The sequence below is a fragment of the Pseudomonas sp. MPR-R2A5 genome (assembly GCF_058793055.1).
In genome coordinates, this window is sequence record NZ_JBXAFK010000006.1 from 81664 (window position 1) to 98355 (window position 16692).

The window sequence follows — 16692 nt, forward strand, 5'->3', positions numbered from 1 at the left end:
CCCTGGGTTTGCGCCGGATGACCATGCAGTTTTTATGACGTGGAGCAGTTTGGCCCAAGCGCTTGCTTGTGTATGCTCCGTCGACGTTTCGGGCTCACCATTATAAGAACACTGCCTATGACTCTCAGCACCGATCTGTTCAGCCCCTCGGCGGCGCCAGCGCAGGTCATCCACAAACACTACGCCACCGAGATGGCGGTCGAGCGCACACGCCTGCTCTATCAGGGCTCGCTGCTGCCGACCCTGTTGATGTTGGTCAACGGCCTGGTCTGCGCCTGGCTGCTCTGGAACCCCACGCAATACTTGTTGGACAGCATTTGGCTGGTCTGGCTGCTTGCCCTGGTGGCCATGCGCGTGATCCAGGTGGCGGCCTTTGATTCGGCCATGCCCAGCCGCCAGGCGCAGCCGATCTGGCGCCGCAGGTTCATGCTCGGCTCGGCCGCCAGCGGGCTGACCCTGGCCACTGCCGCCATTGCCCTGGTGCCGGTGGACAGCTTTACGCAGCAGGCCTGGGTGTTCGGCCTGATTGGTGCGGCCACGTTGTCTGCCAGCGTGGCCTACGCGGTGAGCTTGCCCGCATTCCTGTCATTCGCCTTGCCATGCCTGGTGCCGGCCATCGTCTATCTGTTCTGGAACGGTGCCCCGCAACAACAAGGCTGGGGGGTACTTGGCCTGATCCTGCTGGCGTCCCTGAGCGTGGTGGCGTGGCAGGTCAATCGCCTGATCCAGCGCGGGCTGTTGCGACGTTTCCAAAACCAGGCGCTGATCGAACATCTCCAGCAGGCGCAACAGCGCAGTGAGCAGTTGAACCAGGACCTGGTGCGCGAAGTCGAGCAACGCCGCCAAGTCGAACAGGAACTGCGCGAAGCGCAAATCGGCCTGCAAGACCGTGTGGCGCAACGCAGCCAGGAACTGGACGCGGCCAGCCTGGCCCTGAATAAAAGCGAAGCGCGCCTGGCGATGGCCTTGCAAGCCAGCGAACTGGGGCTGTGGGACTGGAACCTGCAAACCGACGAGGTGCACCACACCCAGCTCAAAGAGCTGTTCGGGCTGGAGCCCGAGTACGTCACGGCGATGCTCAGCCACCTCAAGCCGCGCCTGCACCCCGACGACCTGCCGTTGCTCAAGCGTGCCCTGGTGGAGCACCTCAAGGGCCGCAGTGAGGACTACCAGGTGGAATACCGCGTGCGCCATGGCGATGGCCACTGGGTGTGGATCGAAGACCGTGGCCGCGCCGTGGAGCGTGCGCCCAGCGGACGGGTCACGCGCATGCTGGGTACCCGTCGCGATATCAGTGCCGGCAAGGCCCTGGAAGAACAACAGCGCCTGGCCTCGACCGTGTTCGAAGCCGCCAGCGAAGGCATTGTGATCCTTGACCCGGACTACGTGCTGATCGCCGTCAACCGGGCTTTCAGCCGCGTCACCGGCTTCGACATCGACGATATGCTGGGTCGCAATGTCGTGGAGTTGCCCAGCAGTCGTGATGCGCGGCGTCACTTCCCGGTGATCCGCCAGGCGCTGCTCAGCCACGGCACCTGGCAGGGTGAACTGGTGGAGACACGCAAGAGCGGCGAGTTGTATCCGCAGTGGCTGCAACTGAACGTCGTGCGGGATGCTCGAGGAAAAGTCAGCCATATCGTGGGCTTTTTCGCCGATCTGTCGGCGCGGCGTGAGTCCGAGGAGCGTATGCGCTACCTCACCCACTATGACGAATTGACCGGCCTGGCCAATCGCTCGCTGTTTCGCGAACGTCTGCGCGAAGCCCACCAGCGCGTCCGCCAGGGCGGGCGTAGCCTGGCGCTGCTGCATATCAACCTGGACCGCTTCAAGTTGCTCAATGACAGCCTGGGCCATGAAGTGGCCGACCAGTTGTTACAGAAAATGGCGCGGCGCTTGATCAACGCCCTGCCGGAAGCCGACACCATTGCGCGACTGTCCGGCGACGAATTCGCTGTGCTCTTCGATGCCTATGGCAACTTGTCGAGCCTCGCGCGGGTCGCCACGCGGCTACTGGCCAAGCTGCGTGTGCCGGTGGCAGTGGAAGGGCATGAGCTGGTAGTCAGTGCCTCTATGGGGGTCAGCCTGTTACCGGACAACGCGCGGGAAATTTCAGCCTTGGTCAGCCAGGCGAACATGGCCATGCAGCATGCCAAGCACCTGGGCGGTAATAACTTCCAGTTCTACACCGACAGCCTGCAAGCCAGCACGCTGGAGCGTTTGCAACTGGAAAACCATCTGCGTAAAGCCATTGAAGAGCGCCAGCTCACGGTGTTCTACCAACCCAAATTATGCCTGGCCACCGGCCAACTGAACGCCGCCGAGGCGTTGATTCGCTGGGAGCATCCGCAATGGGGCATGGTGCCACCGGGGGACTTTATCGGCCTGGCCGAAGAAACCGGCCTGATCGTGCCGCTGGGCGAGTTCGTGCTGCGCCAGGCCTGCTGGCAGGCCTGCGAGTGGCAGCGCCAAGGGTTGGCGCCGATCCGGGTGTCGGTGAACCTGTCGGTGCACCAGTTGCGCCAGGGCAAGCTGGTCAGCCTGGTGCGCCAGGTGCTGGAAGAAACCGGGCTGGACCCGCAATACCTCGAACTGGAGCTGACCGAAAGCCAACTGCTCGACAGCGTGGAACATATCATCGCGACTTTCCAGCAACTGCGGGACCTGGGGGTGAAGCTGGCCATTGATGATTTCGGCACCGGTTATTCGTCCCTCAGCTACCTCAAGCGCATCCCGGTGGACTACGTGAAGATCGACCAGACCTTTATTCGTGGCCTCGGCCAGGGGCGCGAAGACGCGGCCATTACGCGGGCGATCATTGCAATGGCCCACGGGCTGGCGCTCAAGGTGGTGGCCGAAGGCGTGGAAGACCAACAGCAGTTGGATTTCCTGCGGGGGGAGCGTTGTGACGAGGTGCAGGGCTACCTGATCAGTCGGCCGATGGAAGCCGATGGCCTGGCAGAGTTGTTACGAAAAAAAGCAGATTTTTCCTAGCGCCGGGCCTTCAGCCATTGTGGCTACAACTCGCCTGCCCTTAGATTCAAAGGGCAGCAGGGCGATTAAGTGATGCATCGGACGGGCAAAACGACAATTCTTGTAGTATAACTACAAGCTTGCTACATCCCTGGCGCCTGCCAATAACAAGAGTCCTGCCCTTTGAACCTGTTGCAACATATCGCCCAGTCGCGCCACCTGTTACGCAAATCGGAACTCAAGGTTGCCGATCACGTGCTGCTAGACCCTGCGGCCGTCATGCACAGTTCCATGGCCGACCTGGCCCACAGCGTGGGCATCAGTGAGCCGACCATCGTGCGTTTTTGCCGCGCCATCGGTTGCTCCGGGTTCCAGGACTTGAAGCTCAAGCTGGCCCAAAGCCTGGCCGCTGGCGCGAGCTTCGGGCAGTTTGCGATCCATGAAGACGATTCGGTCGCTGACTACAGCCTGAAAATCTTCGACACCACCCTGCACACCCTGATGGAAGTGCGTGAGAAGCTCGACCCGGTGGAGCTGCAAAAGGCCGTGACCGCCATGTCCCAGGCCCAGCGTGTCGAGTTCTACGGTTTTGGCGCATCGGGTGCTGTCGCCGCGGATGCCCAGCACAAGTTCTTCCGCTTGCTGTTGACCGCTGCGGCCTATAGCGATCCGCATATGCAGGCAATGTCGGCCGTGACCTTGAAGCCGACCGACGTGGCCATCTGCATTTCCCAGTCCGGTCGCTCCAAAGACCTGCTGATCACCGCCAACCTGGTGCGTGAAAGCGGCGCCACGTTGATCACCTTGTGCCCGAGCCAGACGCCGTTGGCGGAACTGTCCACGGTCAACCTGGCGATCGACGTGCATGAAGACACGGAAATCTACACGCCGCTGACGTCGCGCATCGCCCACCTGGTGGTGATCGACGTGTTGGCGATGGGTGTGGCCATGGCGCGCGGTCCGAGCCTGGTCAATCACCTCAAGAGCGTGAAGCGAAGTCTGCGCAGCCTGCGGCTCTCGCCCAAGTCCGTCAAAGCCCTCGACGACTGATTCAAGGTTGCATTCGTTTCAAAGGTGGGAGGGGCTTGCCCCCCTCCCACCTTTGCATCTTCTGTGTGTCCAGAATCTTCACCAGGCTGTCATCGTCATGTCATCCGCCGAGCCGATCCTGTACTCCCCGTACTCGCATTGGGAGACTCCAAAATGACCCGGCACTACGAAGACAGCAACAGCTCCGTCAAGACCCGCCGTCAACAGGAAGACCAGCGCCGCATGGCGTTCCGTCGCGCAATCGAAGACCGCTGCGACCAGCGCCAGCTGCAGCAGAGCATCAGTGACTACCCGGAACTGCACTGGCAGGCACCCGCGGCTGCCCAGCGAAGCGCTCAGCCAACGCGCTGATCTGCACCCGCTCGCTGCGGATAAAGCCCAGGAATGCATGGGCCACCGGTGACAGGCGCTTGGCCTTGGCCTGCACCAGGCACCAACTGCGGTACAGCGGCAGCTCTTCCACCGGCAGCTCCTTGAGCCCGCCGGTGGCCAGTTCCAGGTTCAGGGCGTGGCGCGTCAACAAGGCCACGCCCAACCCTGCCACCACGCACTCACGCTGCGCCTCGGCCGAGGCCACCTCCACCGTCTGGGTGAAGTGCACGCGTTTTTCCTTGAAGTACTCCTCGCAGGCCAGCCGTGTACCGGAGCCCGGTTCGCGCAGCAACAGCGTGTAGGGTTCCAGGTCCTGCAAGCGCAAGGGGCCCTGGAGGCTCAAAGGGTGATCGGGTGGCGCCACGGCAACGATGGGGTTGTTAAGGAACGGCAGGAACTCCAGGCCCATGTCCTGAGGCACCATGGACATGATCACCAAGTCATCACGGTTGTCCGAAAGCCTGCGGATCACCTGGGCACGGTTGACCACCGTCAGGTGCAACTGCACTTCGGGATGCTGGCGCTTGAACGCGGCAAACAGGTGCGGTACGAAATACTTGGCGCTGGATTCCACGGCCAGCTTCAACTGGCCCTGCAACGAACCCTGCATGTCCGATAGCTGCATATCGAGGTTTTCCAGGCGCCCGAAAATATCGCGACTGGCCCGTTGCAGGGCTTCGGCGGCCTCGGTCATGTAGAGCTTTTTGCCCACATAGTCGAACAACGGCTGGCCGATCAGCTCTTCCAGCTGGCGAATTTGTAGGCTGACGGCCGGTTGGGTGAGAGACATTTCCTCGGCGGCACGGCTGTACGAGCGCAAATCACACACCTCATTGAAGATCTGCAATTGCCGTAATGTCAGCCTCATCAATGACTTACGCATTTTTAAATCCCCTCGATCCCATCCAGTGTGTCGACTATAAGTCTTTACTTATGCGCGACCCAATAATTATTGATTTTTGTTAATCCCTCTACGGGCTTAGTGTGGGGCTGCGACTGGCTTGAAACATTTGGTCACGCGCCGACCCGGGTCTAGCGGGTCGAAGAACGCAGCAATCGGCTCAAGGGAATTTCCAAGTGATAAAAAAGATCCTGATCGCCAACCGTGGTGAAATTGCCGTACGAATCGTGCGTGCCTGCGCCGAGATGGGCATTCGCTCGGTCGCGGTCTATTCCGACGCCGACCGCCATGCGTTGCACGTCAAGCGTGCCGACGAGGCCCACAGCATCGGTGCCGAGCCCCTGTCCGGCTACCTGAACCCGCGCAAGCTGGTGAACCTGGCGGTGGAAACCGGCTGTGATGCCTTGCACCCCGGCTACGGCTTCCTGTCGGAAAACGCCGAACTGGCAGACATTTGTGCCGAACGTGGGATCAAATTCATTGGTCCTTCGGCTGAAGTGATTCGCCGTATGGGCGACAAGACCGAAGCGCGCCGCAGCATGATCAAGGCCGGCGTACCGGTCACGCCCGGTACTGAAGGCAATGTCGCCGATATCGCCGAAGCCCTCACTGAAGGCGACCGTATCGGTTACCCGGTGATGCTCAAGGCCACCTCCGGTGGTGGCGGTCGCGGCATCCGTCGTTGCAACAGCCGCGAAGAACTCGAACAAGCCTTCCCCCGCGTGATCTCCGAAGCCACCAAGGCGTTCGGTTCGGCGGAAGTGTTCCTGGAAAAATGCATCGTCAACCCCAAGCATATCGAGGCGCAGATCCTCGGTGACAGCTTTGGCAATGTGGTGCACCTGTTCGAGCGCGATTGCTCCATCCAGCGCCGCAACCAAAAGCTTATCGAAATCGCCCCGAGCCCGCAGTTGACCCCGGAACAGCGCGCCTATATCGGCGACCTGTCGGTGCGCGCGGCCAAGGCTGTGGGCTACGAAAACGCCGGCACCGTGGAGTTCCTGCTCGCCGAGGGCGAGGTGTACTTCATGGAGATGAACACCCGGGTGCAGGTGGAACACACCATCACCGAAGAAATCACCGGGATCGACATTGTCCGCGAGCAGATCCGCATCGCCTCGGGCCTGCCGCTGTCGGTGAAGCAGGAAGACATCCAGCACCGTGGTTTCGCGTTGCAGTTCCGTATCAACGCCGAAGACCCGAAAAACAACTTCCTGCCCAGTTTCGGCAAGATCACCCGTTACTACGCGCCCGGCGGCCCCGGCGTGCGCACCGACACGGCGATCTATACCGGCTACACCATCCCGCCGTTCTACGACTCCATGTGCCTGAAACTGGTGGTGTGGGCGTTGACCTGGGAAGAAGCCATGGACCGCGGCCTGCGTGCCCTGGATGACATGCGCCTGCAAGGCGTGAAGACCACCGCCGCTTACTATCAGGAAATCCTGCGCAACCCGGAATTCCGCAGCGGCCAGTTCAACACCAGTTTTGTGGAAAGCCATCCTGAGCTGACCAACTACTCGATCAAGCGCAAACCCGAAGAGCTGGCCCTGGCCATCGCCGCCGCCATCGCCGCCCACGCAGGCCTGTGAGGAACATAATAATGAGCAAGAAAATCTTCGTTACTGACACCATCCTGCGCGACGCTCACCAATCGTTGCTGGCGACCCGCATGCGCACCGACGACATGCTGCCGATCTGCGACAAGCTCGACAAAGTCGGCTACTGGTCCCTGGAAGTCTGGGGCGGCGCGACCTTCGATGCCTGTGTGCGCTTTTTGAAGGAAGACCCGTGGGAACGCCTGCGTAAACTGCGCGCCGCATTGCCTAACACGCGCCTGCAAATGCTGCTGCGTGGCCAGAACCTGCTGGGCTACCGCCACTACAGCGACGACGTGGTCAGGGCCTTCGTCGCCAAGGCCGCCGTGAATGGCATCGACGTGTTCCGCATCTTCGACGCCATGAATGACGTGCGTAACCTGCGCGTGGCCATTGAAGCGGTCAAGGCCGCCGGCAAGCATGCCCAGGGCACTATCGCCTATACCACCAGCCCGGTGCACACCATCGACGCCTTTGTGGCCCAGGCCAAGCAAATGGAAGCCATGGGCTGCGACTCGGTGGCGATCAAGGACATGGCCGGCCTGCTGACCCCGTACGCCACGGGCGAACTGGTCAAGGCGCTGAAAGCCGAGCAGAACCTGCCGGTGTTCATCCACTCGCACGACACGGCAGGTTTGGCCGCGATGTGCCAACTCAAGGCCATCGAAAACGGTGCCGACCATATCGACACCGCGATCTCCAGCTTCGCCTGGGGCACCAGCCACCCAGGTACCGAGTCGATGGTCGCCGCCCTTAAAGGCAGCGAGTTCGACACCGGGCTCGACCTGGAATTGCTGCAGGAAATTGGTTTGTACTTCTACGCGGTTCGCAAGAAGTACCACCAGTTTGAGAGCGAATTCACCGCCGTCGATACCCGCGTGCAAGTCAACCAGGTGCCGGGCGGGATGATTTCCAACCTGGCCAACCAGCTCAAGGAGCAGGGCGCGCTCAACCGCATGGGGGAAGTGCTGGCTGAAATTCCTCGGGTGCGTGAGGACCTCGGCTTCCCGCCGTTGGTCACCCCGACTTCGCAGATCGTCGGCACCCAGGCGTTCTTCAACGTGCTGGCTGGCGAGCGCTACAAGACCATCACCAACGAAGTGAAGTTGTACCTGCAAGGCGGCTACGGCAAGGCGCCGGGCACGGTGAACGAGAAGTTGCGCCGCCAGGCCATCGGCAGCGAAGACGTGATCGACGTGCGCCCGGCCGATTTGCTCAAGCCGGAAATGACCAAGCTGCGCGGTGAAATCGGCACATTGGCCAAGTCTGAAGAAGACGTGCTGACCTACGCCATGTTCCCGGACATCGGTCGCAAATTCCTCGAAGAGCGCGACGCCGGCACCCTCACCCCGGAAGTGCTGTTGCCGATCCCCGAAGCAGGCGGCGTGGCCCGTGCCGGTGGCGAAGGCGTACCGACCGAGTTCGTCATCGACGTGCACGGCGAGAGCTACCGCGTGGACATCACCGGTGTTGGCGTGAAGGCTGAAGGCAAGCGCCATTTCTACCTGTCCATCGACGGCATGCCTGAAGAAGTGGTGTTCGAACCGCTCAACGAGTTTGTCAGCGGCGGCAGCAGCAAGCGCAAGCAAGCCACCGAGCCGGGTCATGTGAGCACGGCGATGCCGGGCAATATCGTAGACGTGCTGGTCAAGGTTGGTGACGTGGTCAAGGCCGGCCAGGCCGTGTTGATTACCGAAGCCATGAAGATGGAAACCGAAGTGCAGGCTGCGATTGCCGGCAAGGTGGCTGCGGTTCACGTGACCAAGGGCGACCGGGTCAACCCGGGCGAAATCCTGATTGAAATCGAAGGCTGATCCCTAGCCTTCGACACTACCGCTTAATCCTCGGGGGGGCAGGTGCCCCCCTTTTTTTTGTCCGCGATTTGGTACTCAGGCGGTGGGATCATTGCGTTTGAAGGTGACGAAGACGCCGTCAGGGCGATAAGTCAGCGTAGGGACCAGGGTCTTCAAGTTGCTGGTGATGCCGGCGAACGGGCTTTCGACGTGCTTGGCGCTGAGGAGCGGCAAGGGTTGCGAGAGCAGCGCATCGTTTTCGTTTTCGACGTGGATAGCCAGCGTCGCCCCGCGCAGGTCGGCGGTGTTGCCAATGCTCGAGGGGGTATGGGTTTGGTCTGCGCCCAGCGTCAGGGCCAGTGTCGAGCCATGTTGCATGCGCAGGTCCTGCTCGACGTGGGTGGCTGGATCCAGACGCAATGTTCCCGCGACCTCAAGGTTGGCCACGGTGCCGCCGGCGTAGGTGGCGTCAGGTTGGATGGTCATGGAACCGCCGATTTTGCTCTGGTTGACCAGGGTTGCACCGCTGTAGACCGCACCTTGCTGATTGACCGGGACTTCACCTGTGAGGGTCCAGTTGCCAGAGCCCACCCACAGATGCTGCATCTGGCGGGCACCATCGAATGTGCCGCCCCTGGCATCGTCCAGAATTACCTGGTTGGTGCCACTGCCCCCGTCAACCACGCCTTCGAAGCGCCCACCGCTGCGGACGATGAGCATATCGTTGCCGCCCCCCATGCTCAGCGCTACGCCATGGCTGCCAATGATCAAGCCGGCGTTGACCACTTCATCATCCTGGTCGCCGTCCAGCCTTACCCCGGCGCCATTCTTGCCGGTGATGCTGCCGTGGTTTTCGAGCCACACCGGTGCCAGGCCGGTGCTGGTGAAGCCGTTGCGCTCGCCAACGGTTTTGGCCGTCGCGCTGTTGATAATCTCGATGCCGCGCAACGAGGTTGCAGTGCCGGCTGGAGCACTAGGGATAAGCAGCCTGGCGGCGTTGTCGATGTCCAGGCCATTGCCATTGTTGAGTGTGATGGTTGCCGAGCTGAACCGGGCGTCGGGCTTGATCGCAGGTTGATCATTGAGCGCAGCGGCGATCTCTGTGCGGCCGGCCGGCTTGTCCTGGTGGGTACCCGCGGCGGTGCCAGGCGGCGTCTGCGATATGGATTGCGCCAGTGTGTGTATGCCATACCCCATCAGGGCACCGACGGAAGGGATGTACGGGAAGATCGACGACATAATTTCCGGCCTCGCAAGTGTAGGAGACCGGAATGTAGCCAGTAACGTAGCCGGCGGCTGTCAGGCCTGATAACAACGCTATGAGGGAATGTTCCTCGGTTTCATGAGGTTAAAACCTCATTTGCCATTGCCCCATCAGGCCCTGGCTGTGGCTGTTGGTGCCCGCTTCCCCCTGGTAGGCCAAGCCGACGGTGTGTTGCGGCGACAGCGCGAGGTCCAGCCCGGCCTGCCAGTTCAGGCTGTTGCGGTCCAGGGAAGCGCCGACCAGGGTGAAGTCGTCAATCGCGAACGGCATGTAGCGGTAGGACTGGCGGACGCGGCTGTCGACCTTGCCATAGAGGCGTTTCCAATCGGCGCTGATATGGGGGATGAGCCTGACCTGGTTATCGAACCGATACTGGCTCGCCAGGCGCAGGCCCAGGGTGCTGTTCAGGTTTTGCTGGGTTTGTGAGCCAACGTTCAGTGCCGCCAGGCCACCTTTTTCCTGGAACCGGTCGCGGTGATAGCGTTGATAACCAAGGCCGCCGAAGGGCTCGATACTCAAGTCCGCGCTGCCCAACTGATAGCCCACTTCCGAGAACAAGGTTTGGCTCTGGGCTTTGTAGTCGCCCTTGAGTTGCTGTTTGTTATCGAGCAACTGGACGCTGCGTTTGTTCTGCCCGGCGTGGCGGCTATAGATCGCCCCCAGGCGCAGGCCCAGCGGGCCGTCCTGGTGCACGGCATAACCGCCCAGGTGCCAACTGTCCAGGTCGGCGGAAAAACGCTGGGCGTCGAGGCGGCTGGTGGATTTTGCGCCCATTACGCCGATCCGCCAGGCGTGCTCCAGTGCCCAGTCGGCGCCTGTCAGCAGGCCTCGGTTGGCGTACTTCAGGCCCGCACTGCCGCCTTGTTTGTCGAGGCGGCCGTCTTGGCCCAGTCCCTGTACCCAGACATGCGCGTCGTCATTGGTGGGCAGGGCGCGCAGGGTCGACAGCAATTGGCTGCCCAGTTGCTGTGTGATGTTCTGGGTCGCCGCCGCCAGGTTGGCATTCTGGCTGCCGGCCAATTGTTCAAGGGCCGCACCAACCCCTCCGGGCTGCTGCATCAATGCCTCATTGAAGCGTTCCAACTCTTTGATCTGCTCTGAGGTCAGCTCGCCGGATTCCAGTAACCGAATCAAGGCAGGCTCCAGCACCTGGGCCACCCGTAGGCCATTGAGGGTCGTGGCTTGGCGAGTCAGGTAGCCGTCGAGGGGAGTGGCTTGCTCGATCGGGGCCGACATCCATTCGTCGTAATCGTCATAGTCGTCGTAGTCAGGCACAAGCAGTTCGAACTGATAAGGTGTGCCTGTTTGCGCCTGGGCGAGGGGAGCGCTGGCAATACCAATGGCGAGGATGACCGCACGCGTGAGTTTCTGGAGTGTAAAGGGCATGAATTCCTGACCTCTGATAAGTGAGGCCGGGAATTTAGCGAGATGGCGGGGCGATAACTGTCAGGCCATCGACCGCTGGTTTGCGGGAGTTGTCTCTAGTTCAGGGCGATTAAAAACGGATCTGTTTTGACCGAACGATGGTGTACGGGACCTTGATAGATATGCATTTTAATGCAGCTAAGGGTCCAACTTTAGCGCTTTGATTGCATTATATTGCGCTTCGTCTGCTGCTACAGTCAGCTTTATGCACTATATTGCGTTTATCAGGCCGGTCAATTACCTCGAGGTGCATTTAGTTGCGTATGGACAATGCCTACAGGCTTACCTTGCAGATATTCGATGCCGGTCATTGGCAGGATGCGATGACGCTTGAGTTTTCCGAGCCTGATAAAGGTTTTGCAAGCCCCTGCCGTTTTGGCTACGAGTCCACCTACCTGGTCGATCACCTGGACGAGATGGATACCCTTTTTGCCAAGGCGGTGAGTGTAAGGGTGCCATTGAACTGGTCACAGGAGACACCCAAGCACGCGCCGGCCTTTCTCCAATGAGTCTCTCGCTCAGTCAGCGTGCACAAGTGATTGAAAGCATCGAGCAGGGCTTGTCTGACGGTTCGCTCGAAATAGGCGACGCCGTACGCCGCCTGCGTACCGAAGTCACAGGCCTGCACCAGAGCCAGTTCGCGCAGATGTGCAAGATATCCGTGCGTACCCTGGTGCATATCGAGCATGGCGAAGGCAATCAAACCTTGAAATCGCTGAATGCCGTGTTCCGCCCCTTTGGTTTGCAGATGGGCGTGGTCAAGGTGCGTCGCAAAAGGGATGACTAGGTCCGTCGTACGTAGCCCTTGCCGTAATGCCGCTCCATGCGCGCCTGGATCAGCTCCAGCCCGAGGGACATCACCCAATAGATGATCGCTGCAGTGGTGAGCATCTCGATGTAGCGATAGCTGGAGCGACCATAGGATTGGGCCAGGAACATCACTTCCCATACCCCCATCACTGAGATCAGGGACGAGTCCTTGAGCATCGAGATAAATTGGTTGGTGGCGGGGGGAATGATCGTGCGCATGGCCTGGGGCAGGGTGACATGCCAGAAGATCGCACTGTCGCGCATGCCCAGGGCCAGGGCTGCTTCCCGTTGGCCATGGGGTACCCCGAGGATGCCGGCGCGGAAAATCTCGCTCAGGTAGGCGCCATAGTTCAGCGACAGCGCGATGATCCCGGCGACGATGGCGCCCGGTACCAGGCCCAGTTGCGGCAGTCCCAGATAGATCAGCAGGATCTGGATCAGCAACGGTGTACCCCGAAAGAACGAGGCGTAAAAGCTCGCAATGCCAAAGGCCACGGCGCTTTTCGACAGACGCCCCAGCGCAGTGATGAAACCCAGTATCGACGATGCCACGATCGAGCACAGGCACAGGAATACCGTCAGCGCCGCGCCTTGCAGAAAACCGTTGGGCGCCAGGTGCACGCCAACCAGGTTGGGCAGCTTGTCGAGGATGATCGAGAACTTCAGGTCAAAGCTCAGGAAGAAACTGGCGAACAGGCAAAACAGCGCGGCCCAGGTCAGGTACAGGCGCGTACGAAAACCCAGGAGTCGCTGGCGTCGCGACTCGGTCACGGGTGGCTTGGGAGGAGTGGGGAACGCGGTCATTGGCTGATGTCGGCGCCAATCCATTTCTTCGACAGCTGGCTCAAGGTGCCGTCCTGCTTCAACTGCGCAAAGACCTCACGCACTTTGGCGTCCCACTGCGGGTCGCCTTTTTCGATGGCCACCGAGTTGGGTTCGGCGTACAGCGGTTCGCCGGCAAGCTTGAAGCGTTTGTCCTGGTTCAGGCGTGGTTGGGCGGTGACCAGGTTGGTCAGGATGGCGTCCAGGCGTACACCGGCGCCCAGGCCCAGGTCCTGGAAGGCCACGTTATCGGTATCGTACGGGGCGATCTGGACGTTCTCGAAGGGGTACTGCAGTTGCGTGTCTTCGGCGCCTTCGATCACCAGGTTTTTGTTCAGGTAGCTTTCGTAACTGGAGGCGCTGGTGAGGCCGACTTTTTTGCCGCTCAAGTCCTTGGCGCCGTGGATGCGCTCATCCTGGGCGTTGACCACGATCACCGCAGGCGAGGCGTAGTACTCCACCGGGAAGTCGAACACTTCGGCGCGGGCCTTGCTTGGGGTCATCGAGCAGATGCAAATGTCATAGCGCCCGCTCCAGCGGCCGGCGGCAATGACGTCCCAGGAAGGGGTTTCCAGGCGCAGTTTCACGCCCAGTTTTTGCGCCACGGCCTTCGCCACATCGACGTCAAAACCATCGAGTTGGTTTTGTTCGTTGAGGAACGAGAAAGGCGGGTAGCTTTCCATCAGCACCCCCACCAGTTCTTTCTTCTGTTCAACCCGGTCCAGAGTCGCACCGCCGAAGGCTTGGGTGGAGGCAGCCAGAATCGTTAGGCCCAAGGCCAGGAGCGGTTTTAGTTTCAAGGGCGACACCTAAATAAAAAAGAGGTTGTGATGAACCGAAGTGTACGTATTAAATAGTTATAAGAACGACTCTCATAGTGAGTTATTTTCATAAGCTTATGAGTAAAAAGCATATGCCCGCAACACGCACAGTAATTCTCGATGGTGGCATGGGCCGCGAACTGCAACGCCGAGGCGCGCCGTTTCGGCAGCCGGAGTGGTCAGCGCTGGCGTTGAGTGAAGCTCCCCAGGCCGTGGAGGCGGTGCATGCGGCTTACATCCAGAGCGGCGCCAATGTGATCACCAGCAACAGCTATGCCGTTGTGCCGTTTCATATCGGCGAAGCCCGGTTTGCCGCCGAGGGCCAGGCCCTGGCGGCGCTGGCAGGTGAGTTGGCGCGGCGCGCGGTGGAGGCTTCCGGCCAGGCCGTACGCGTGGCAGGCTCATTGCCGCCGCTGTTTGGTTCTTATCGGCCAGACCTGTTTGAGGCCGACCGAGTCAACGAGTTACTGACGCCACTGGTGCAGGGCCTGGCTCCCCACGTCGACCTGTGGCTGGCGGAAACCCAGAGTTCGATCGTCGAGGCGCGGGCCATCCATGCCGGTCTGCCGCGGGATGGGAAACCGTTCTGGCTGTCATTTACCTTGAAGGATGAAGACACCGACGAAGTCCCGCGCCTGCGCTCCGGCGAACCGGTGGTAGACGCGGCCGAAGCGGCGGCACAACTGGGGGTGGAGGTCCTGCTGTTCAATTGCAGCCAACCTGAAGTGATTGGCGCGGCGATCGATGCGGCGCGCCAGACCTTCGAACGCTTGGGCGTGGCGATCCAGATCGGCGCCTACGCCAATGCGTTCCCGCCGCAACCCAAGGAGGCCACGGCCAACGACGGCCTCGACCCGCTGCGTGATGATCTCGACCCGCCCGGCTACCTGCACTGGGCCGCCGACTGGCAGGCGCGCGGCGCCAGCCACCTGGGCGGTTGCTGCGGGATCGGGCCGGAGCATATTGCGGTGTTGGCCCAGAAGCTGGCTTAACCGTTTAAAGAGCCTGGCGGCGACACTCCGCCAGGCTTTTCAATTGGCCTGAACCTGCCTGGTTCGCCTGCGACAACCACGCTTCAAACCCCGCCCCAACGGTTGGCCATTCCGAGTCGATGATCGAATACCACGAGGTGTCCCGGTTCTTGCCCTTGACCACCGTATGCTGGCGAAACACCCCTTCAAAACTGAAGCCCAACCGTTCGGCCGCGTATTTGGAGCGGTCGTTGGCGTTGTTGCACTTCCATTCCAGGCGGCGATAGCCCTGGTCAAAGGCGTACTTGGCCAGCAGGTACACCGCCTCGGTGCTTTTTGGCGAGCGTTGCATCGGGGCGCCGAAGGTCACGTGGCCGATTTCGATGCGGCCATGCTCCGGGACGATGGACATCAGGCTGAGGATGCCTTGGACCTGGCCGGTCGCACGGTCGATCACGCTGAAAAAATAGGGGTCGCTGTGCGCAGCATGGTTGTTCAGCCAGTCATTGAAGGCGCTGCGCTCGGGGAAGGGGCCGTAGGGCAGATAGTCCCACAGCTTGGGATCGGCGTCGGGACCTTGCAGGGCGTTGAACAGATCGTCGCCATGGCGGGCCGGGTCGAGTTTCTCCAGGCGGATGAAGCGCCCTTCGAGCAGTTGAACGGTGGGCGCCGGGACGCCTTTCCAGTCGGCGAGAGAAGTGGGCATGCTGCGCTCCTTAAAGACCTTTGCGAAATTGGATGAAACCAGGGCGTTCGGCGATGCGCTCGTAGAGCTGGATCGCGGTGGCATTGGTCTCGTGGGTCAGCCAATGCACCTTGCAGCAACCATCGGCCTTGGCGGTGGTGTAGACGAATTCGATCAGCTTGCGGCCGACACCCGTACCCCGTTGGGCCGGGTCCACCAGCAAGTCTTGCAGGTAGCAGGAATTCTCGATGCTCCAGTTGGAGCGGTGGTAGATGAAGTTGACCATGCCCACGGCCTTGCCGTCTTGCCAGGCCAGGGCTGAATGGGTTGGCTCCTGGGGATCGATCAGGCGTTGCCAGGTGTTCTGGCTCACGGCGTCCGGCAGTTCGGTGTTGTAGAACTTCAAGTACGCTTGCCACAGCGGCAGCCAGGCGGTGTGGTCGGCGGCGGTAACGGGGCGGATATCGATCTGGCTCATTCTGGCGCTCCTTGAGGCATAAAGCGGGCGAGGGTCTGGTCGCGCACGTCGACACTGGTGGCCAGGCCCGCCTGCACGCCGGCGATATCCGCCGCGCTGCGGTTCTGGCTAAGTTTGCGTTTGCCGACCAGGCGCTCGATCGGCAGGGCGAAGGCAACAATGGCCTTGAGCATGCCGTCAATGTAGTCGGCCGGGGCGTCGCTGACTTTCCATGGCTGGGGGCGGTTGCCTTCATGACGATCGGTCAGCGCGGTGACTACGGCGAGCACACGTTCGGCGTCGGTGAATACCTCGGCCTTGCCATAGGCATGCACCGCGATGTAATTCCAGGTGGGCACCACTTTGCCGTGCTCGGCTTTCGCTGGGTAAAACGCCGGGCTGATGTAGGCGTCTGCGCCGGCAAAGATCACCAGCGCATCGCTGCCATTTTGCAGGTCGTGCCACTGGGGATTGGCTTTGGCCAAGTGTCCGTAGAGTGTGCCGTTGGGGCCTTCGTCGGGATTGATCAACAGCGGCAGGTGGCTGGCTTGCAGGCCTTGCTCACCAAAGGTCACCAACTGCGCCAGGCGGGTGTGCTGGATCAGTTGCTGCAGTTCGGGCAAATCGTCGAGAACAAAGGCGCGGGGTGTGTACATGGAAATATTCCTTGGCGAATGCCTGCATCCTAGGCAGGCTAATGGTTCGTTGTAAGAGCCATCTAGGGCCAATTTCATAGGTCCAATTCGCGAGAGT

Annotated in this window: 16 protein-coding genes; 8 read left to right on the forward strand and 8 right to left on the reverse strand. The window is 60.9% G+C overall.

What is annotated here, in order from left to right; translation table 11 throughout:
* Window positions 1-117 precede the first annotated feature (117 nt).
* From AC1Q6I_RS06905 to AC1Q6I_RS06915, 3 genes are all read left to right on the forward strand, one after another.
* Window positions 118-2991 (forward strand): EAL domain-containing protein, encoded by a 2874-nt coding sequence (locus AC1Q6I_RS06905; protein ID WP_024078183.1) that lies wholly within the window; start codon window positions 118-120, stop codon window positions 2989-2991.
* Window positions 2992-3153: 162 nt separating this feature from the next.
* The gene (gene hexR, locus AC1Q6I_RS06910) at window positions 3154-4020 is read left to right on the forward strand and encodes a transcriptional regulator HexR (RefSeq protein WP_010168370.1); all 867 of its coding nucleotides are present in this window, start codon (window positions 3154-3156) and stop codon (window positions 4018-4020) included.
* A gap of 153 nt (window positions 4021-4173) precedes the next feature.
* Window positions 4174-4371, forward strand: coding sequence for a PA3496 family putative envelope integrity protein (locus AC1Q6I_RS06915; protein WP_081329271.1), 198 nt, complete (start codon window positions 4174-4176; stop codon window positions 4369-4371).
* Here AC1Q6I_RS06915 and AC1Q6I_RS06920 read toward each other — a convergent pair.
* Window positions 4301-5275, reverse strand: coding sequence for a LysR family transcriptional regulator (locus AC1Q6I_RS06920; protein WP_024078182.1), 975 nt, complete (start codon window positions 5273-5275; stop codon window positions 4301-4303). The genes AC1Q6I_RS06915 and AC1Q6I_RS06920 overlap by 71 nt on opposite strands.
* Window positions 5276-5469: 194 nt before the next feature.
* Between AC1Q6I_RS06920 and AC1Q6I_RS06925 the strand changes: the two genes are divergently transcribed.
* Both AC1Q6I_RS06925 and oadA read left to right on the forward strand, forming a co-directional pair.
* A complete protein-coding gene (locus tag AC1Q6I_RS06925) occupies window positions 5470-6885 on the forward strand; it encodes an acetyl-CoA carboxylase biotin carboxylase subunit (protein WP_024078181.1) in 1416 nt (471 codons plus the stop codon).
* Window positions 6886-6896: 11 nt separating this feature from the next.
* The gene (gene oadA, locus AC1Q6I_RS06930; protein WP_024078180.1) at window positions 6897-8705 is read left to right on the forward strand and encodes a sodium-extruding oxaloacetate decarboxylase subunit alpha; all 1809 of its coding nucleotides are present in this window, start codon (window positions 6897-6899) and stop codon (window positions 8703-8705) included.
* A 75-nt stretch (window positions 8706-8780) separates the two neighbouring features.
* Here oadA and AC1Q6I_RS06935 read toward each other — a convergent pair whose 3' ends face one another.
* A complete protein-coding gene (locus tag AC1Q6I_RS06935) occupies window positions 8781-9923 on the reverse strand; it encodes a hypothetical protein (RefSeq protein WP_102623581.1) in 1143 nt (380 codons plus the stop codon).
* A 109-nt stretch (window positions 9924-10032) separates the two neighbouring features.
* Window positions 10033-11334 (reverse strand): autotransporter outer membrane beta-barrel domain-containing protein, encoded by a 1302-nt coding sequence (locus tag AC1Q6I_RS06940; RefSeq protein WP_102623582.1) that lies wholly within the window; start codon window positions 11332-11334, stop codon window positions 10033-10035.
* Between the two features lie 302 nt (window positions 11335-11636).
* Here AC1Q6I_RS06940 and AC1Q6I_RS06945 point away from each other — a divergent pair, with 302 nt between their 5' ends.
* Both AC1Q6I_RS06945 and AC1Q6I_RS06950 read left to right on the forward strand, forming a co-directional pair.
* The gene (locus AC1Q6I_RS06945; protein WP_024078177.1) at window positions 11637-11882 is read left to right on the forward strand and encodes a hypothetical protein; all 246 of its coding nucleotides are present in this window, start codon (window positions 11637-11639) and stop codon (window positions 11880-11882) included.
* Window positions 11879-12160, forward strand: coding sequence for a helix-turn-helix domain-containing protein (locus AC1Q6I_RS06950; RefSeq protein ID WP_024078176.1), 282 nt, complete (start codon window positions 11879-11881; stop codon window positions 12158-12160). The genes AC1Q6I_RS06945 and AC1Q6I_RS06950 overlap by 4 nt, the downstream gene beginning before the upstream one ends.
* Here AC1Q6I_RS06950 and AC1Q6I_RS06955 read toward each other — a convergent pair.
* Together AC1Q6I_RS06955 and AC1Q6I_RS06960 are read right to left on the reverse strand one after the other, a co-directional pair.
* Complete coding sequence (locus AC1Q6I_RS06955; protein ID WP_024078175.1) at window positions 12157-12987, reverse strand: amino acid ABC transporter permease; 831 nt, start codon at window positions 12985-12987, stop codon at window positions 12157-12159. The two genes, AC1Q6I_RS06950 and AC1Q6I_RS06955, sit on opposite strands and share 4 nt — an antisense overlap.
* Complete coding sequence (locus AC1Q6I_RS06960) at window positions 12984-13805, reverse strand: ABC transporter substrate-binding protein (RefSeq protein WP_024078174.1); 822 nt, start codon at window positions 13803-13805, stop codon at window positions 12984-12986. The genes AC1Q6I_RS06955 and AC1Q6I_RS06960 overlap by 4 nt, the downstream gene beginning before the upstream one ends.
* Window positions 13806-13918: 113 nt before the next feature.
* Here AC1Q6I_RS06960 and AC1Q6I_RS06965 point away from each other — a divergent pair, with 113 nt between their 5' ends.
* Window positions 13919-14818 (forward strand): homocysteine S-methyltransferase family protein, encoded by a 900-nt coding sequence (locus AC1Q6I_RS06965; RefSeq protein WP_102623583.1) that lies wholly within the window; start codon window positions 13919-13921, stop codon window positions 14816-14818.
* Window positions 14819-14822: 4 nt separating this feature from the next.
* On the opposite strand, the gene AC1Q6I_RS06970 is transcribed toward AC1Q6I_RS06965, so the two are convergent.
* Genes AC1Q6I_RS06970 through AC1Q6I_RS06980 form a run of 3 tightly spaced genes read right to left on the reverse strand, consistent with a single transcriptional unit; the run spans window position 14823 to window position 16595 of the window.
* Window positions 14823-15503 carry a GNAT family N-acetyltransferase gene (locus AC1Q6I_RS06970; RefSeq protein ID WP_102623584.1) on the reverse strand — a complete coding sequence of 227 codons (681 nt, stop codon included), beginning with the start codon at window positions 15501-15503 and terminating at the stop codon, window positions 14823-14825.
* Window positions 15504-15513: 10 nt separating this feature from the next.
* Window positions 15514-15960 (reverse strand): GNAT family N-acetyltransferase, encoded by a 447-nt coding sequence (locus AC1Q6I_RS06975; protein WP_102623585.1) that lies wholly within the window; start codon window positions 15958-15960, stop codon window positions 15514-15516.
* Window positions 15957-16595: an FMN-binding negative transcriptional regulator gene (locus AC1Q6I_RS06980; protein ID WP_069077335.1), complete on the reverse strand. Its 639-nt coding sequence runs from the start codon at window positions 16593-16595 to the stop codon at window positions 15957-15959. The genes AC1Q6I_RS06975 and AC1Q6I_RS06980 overlap by 4 nt, the downstream gene beginning before the upstream one ends.
* Window positions 16596-16692 lie beyond the last annotated feature (97 nt).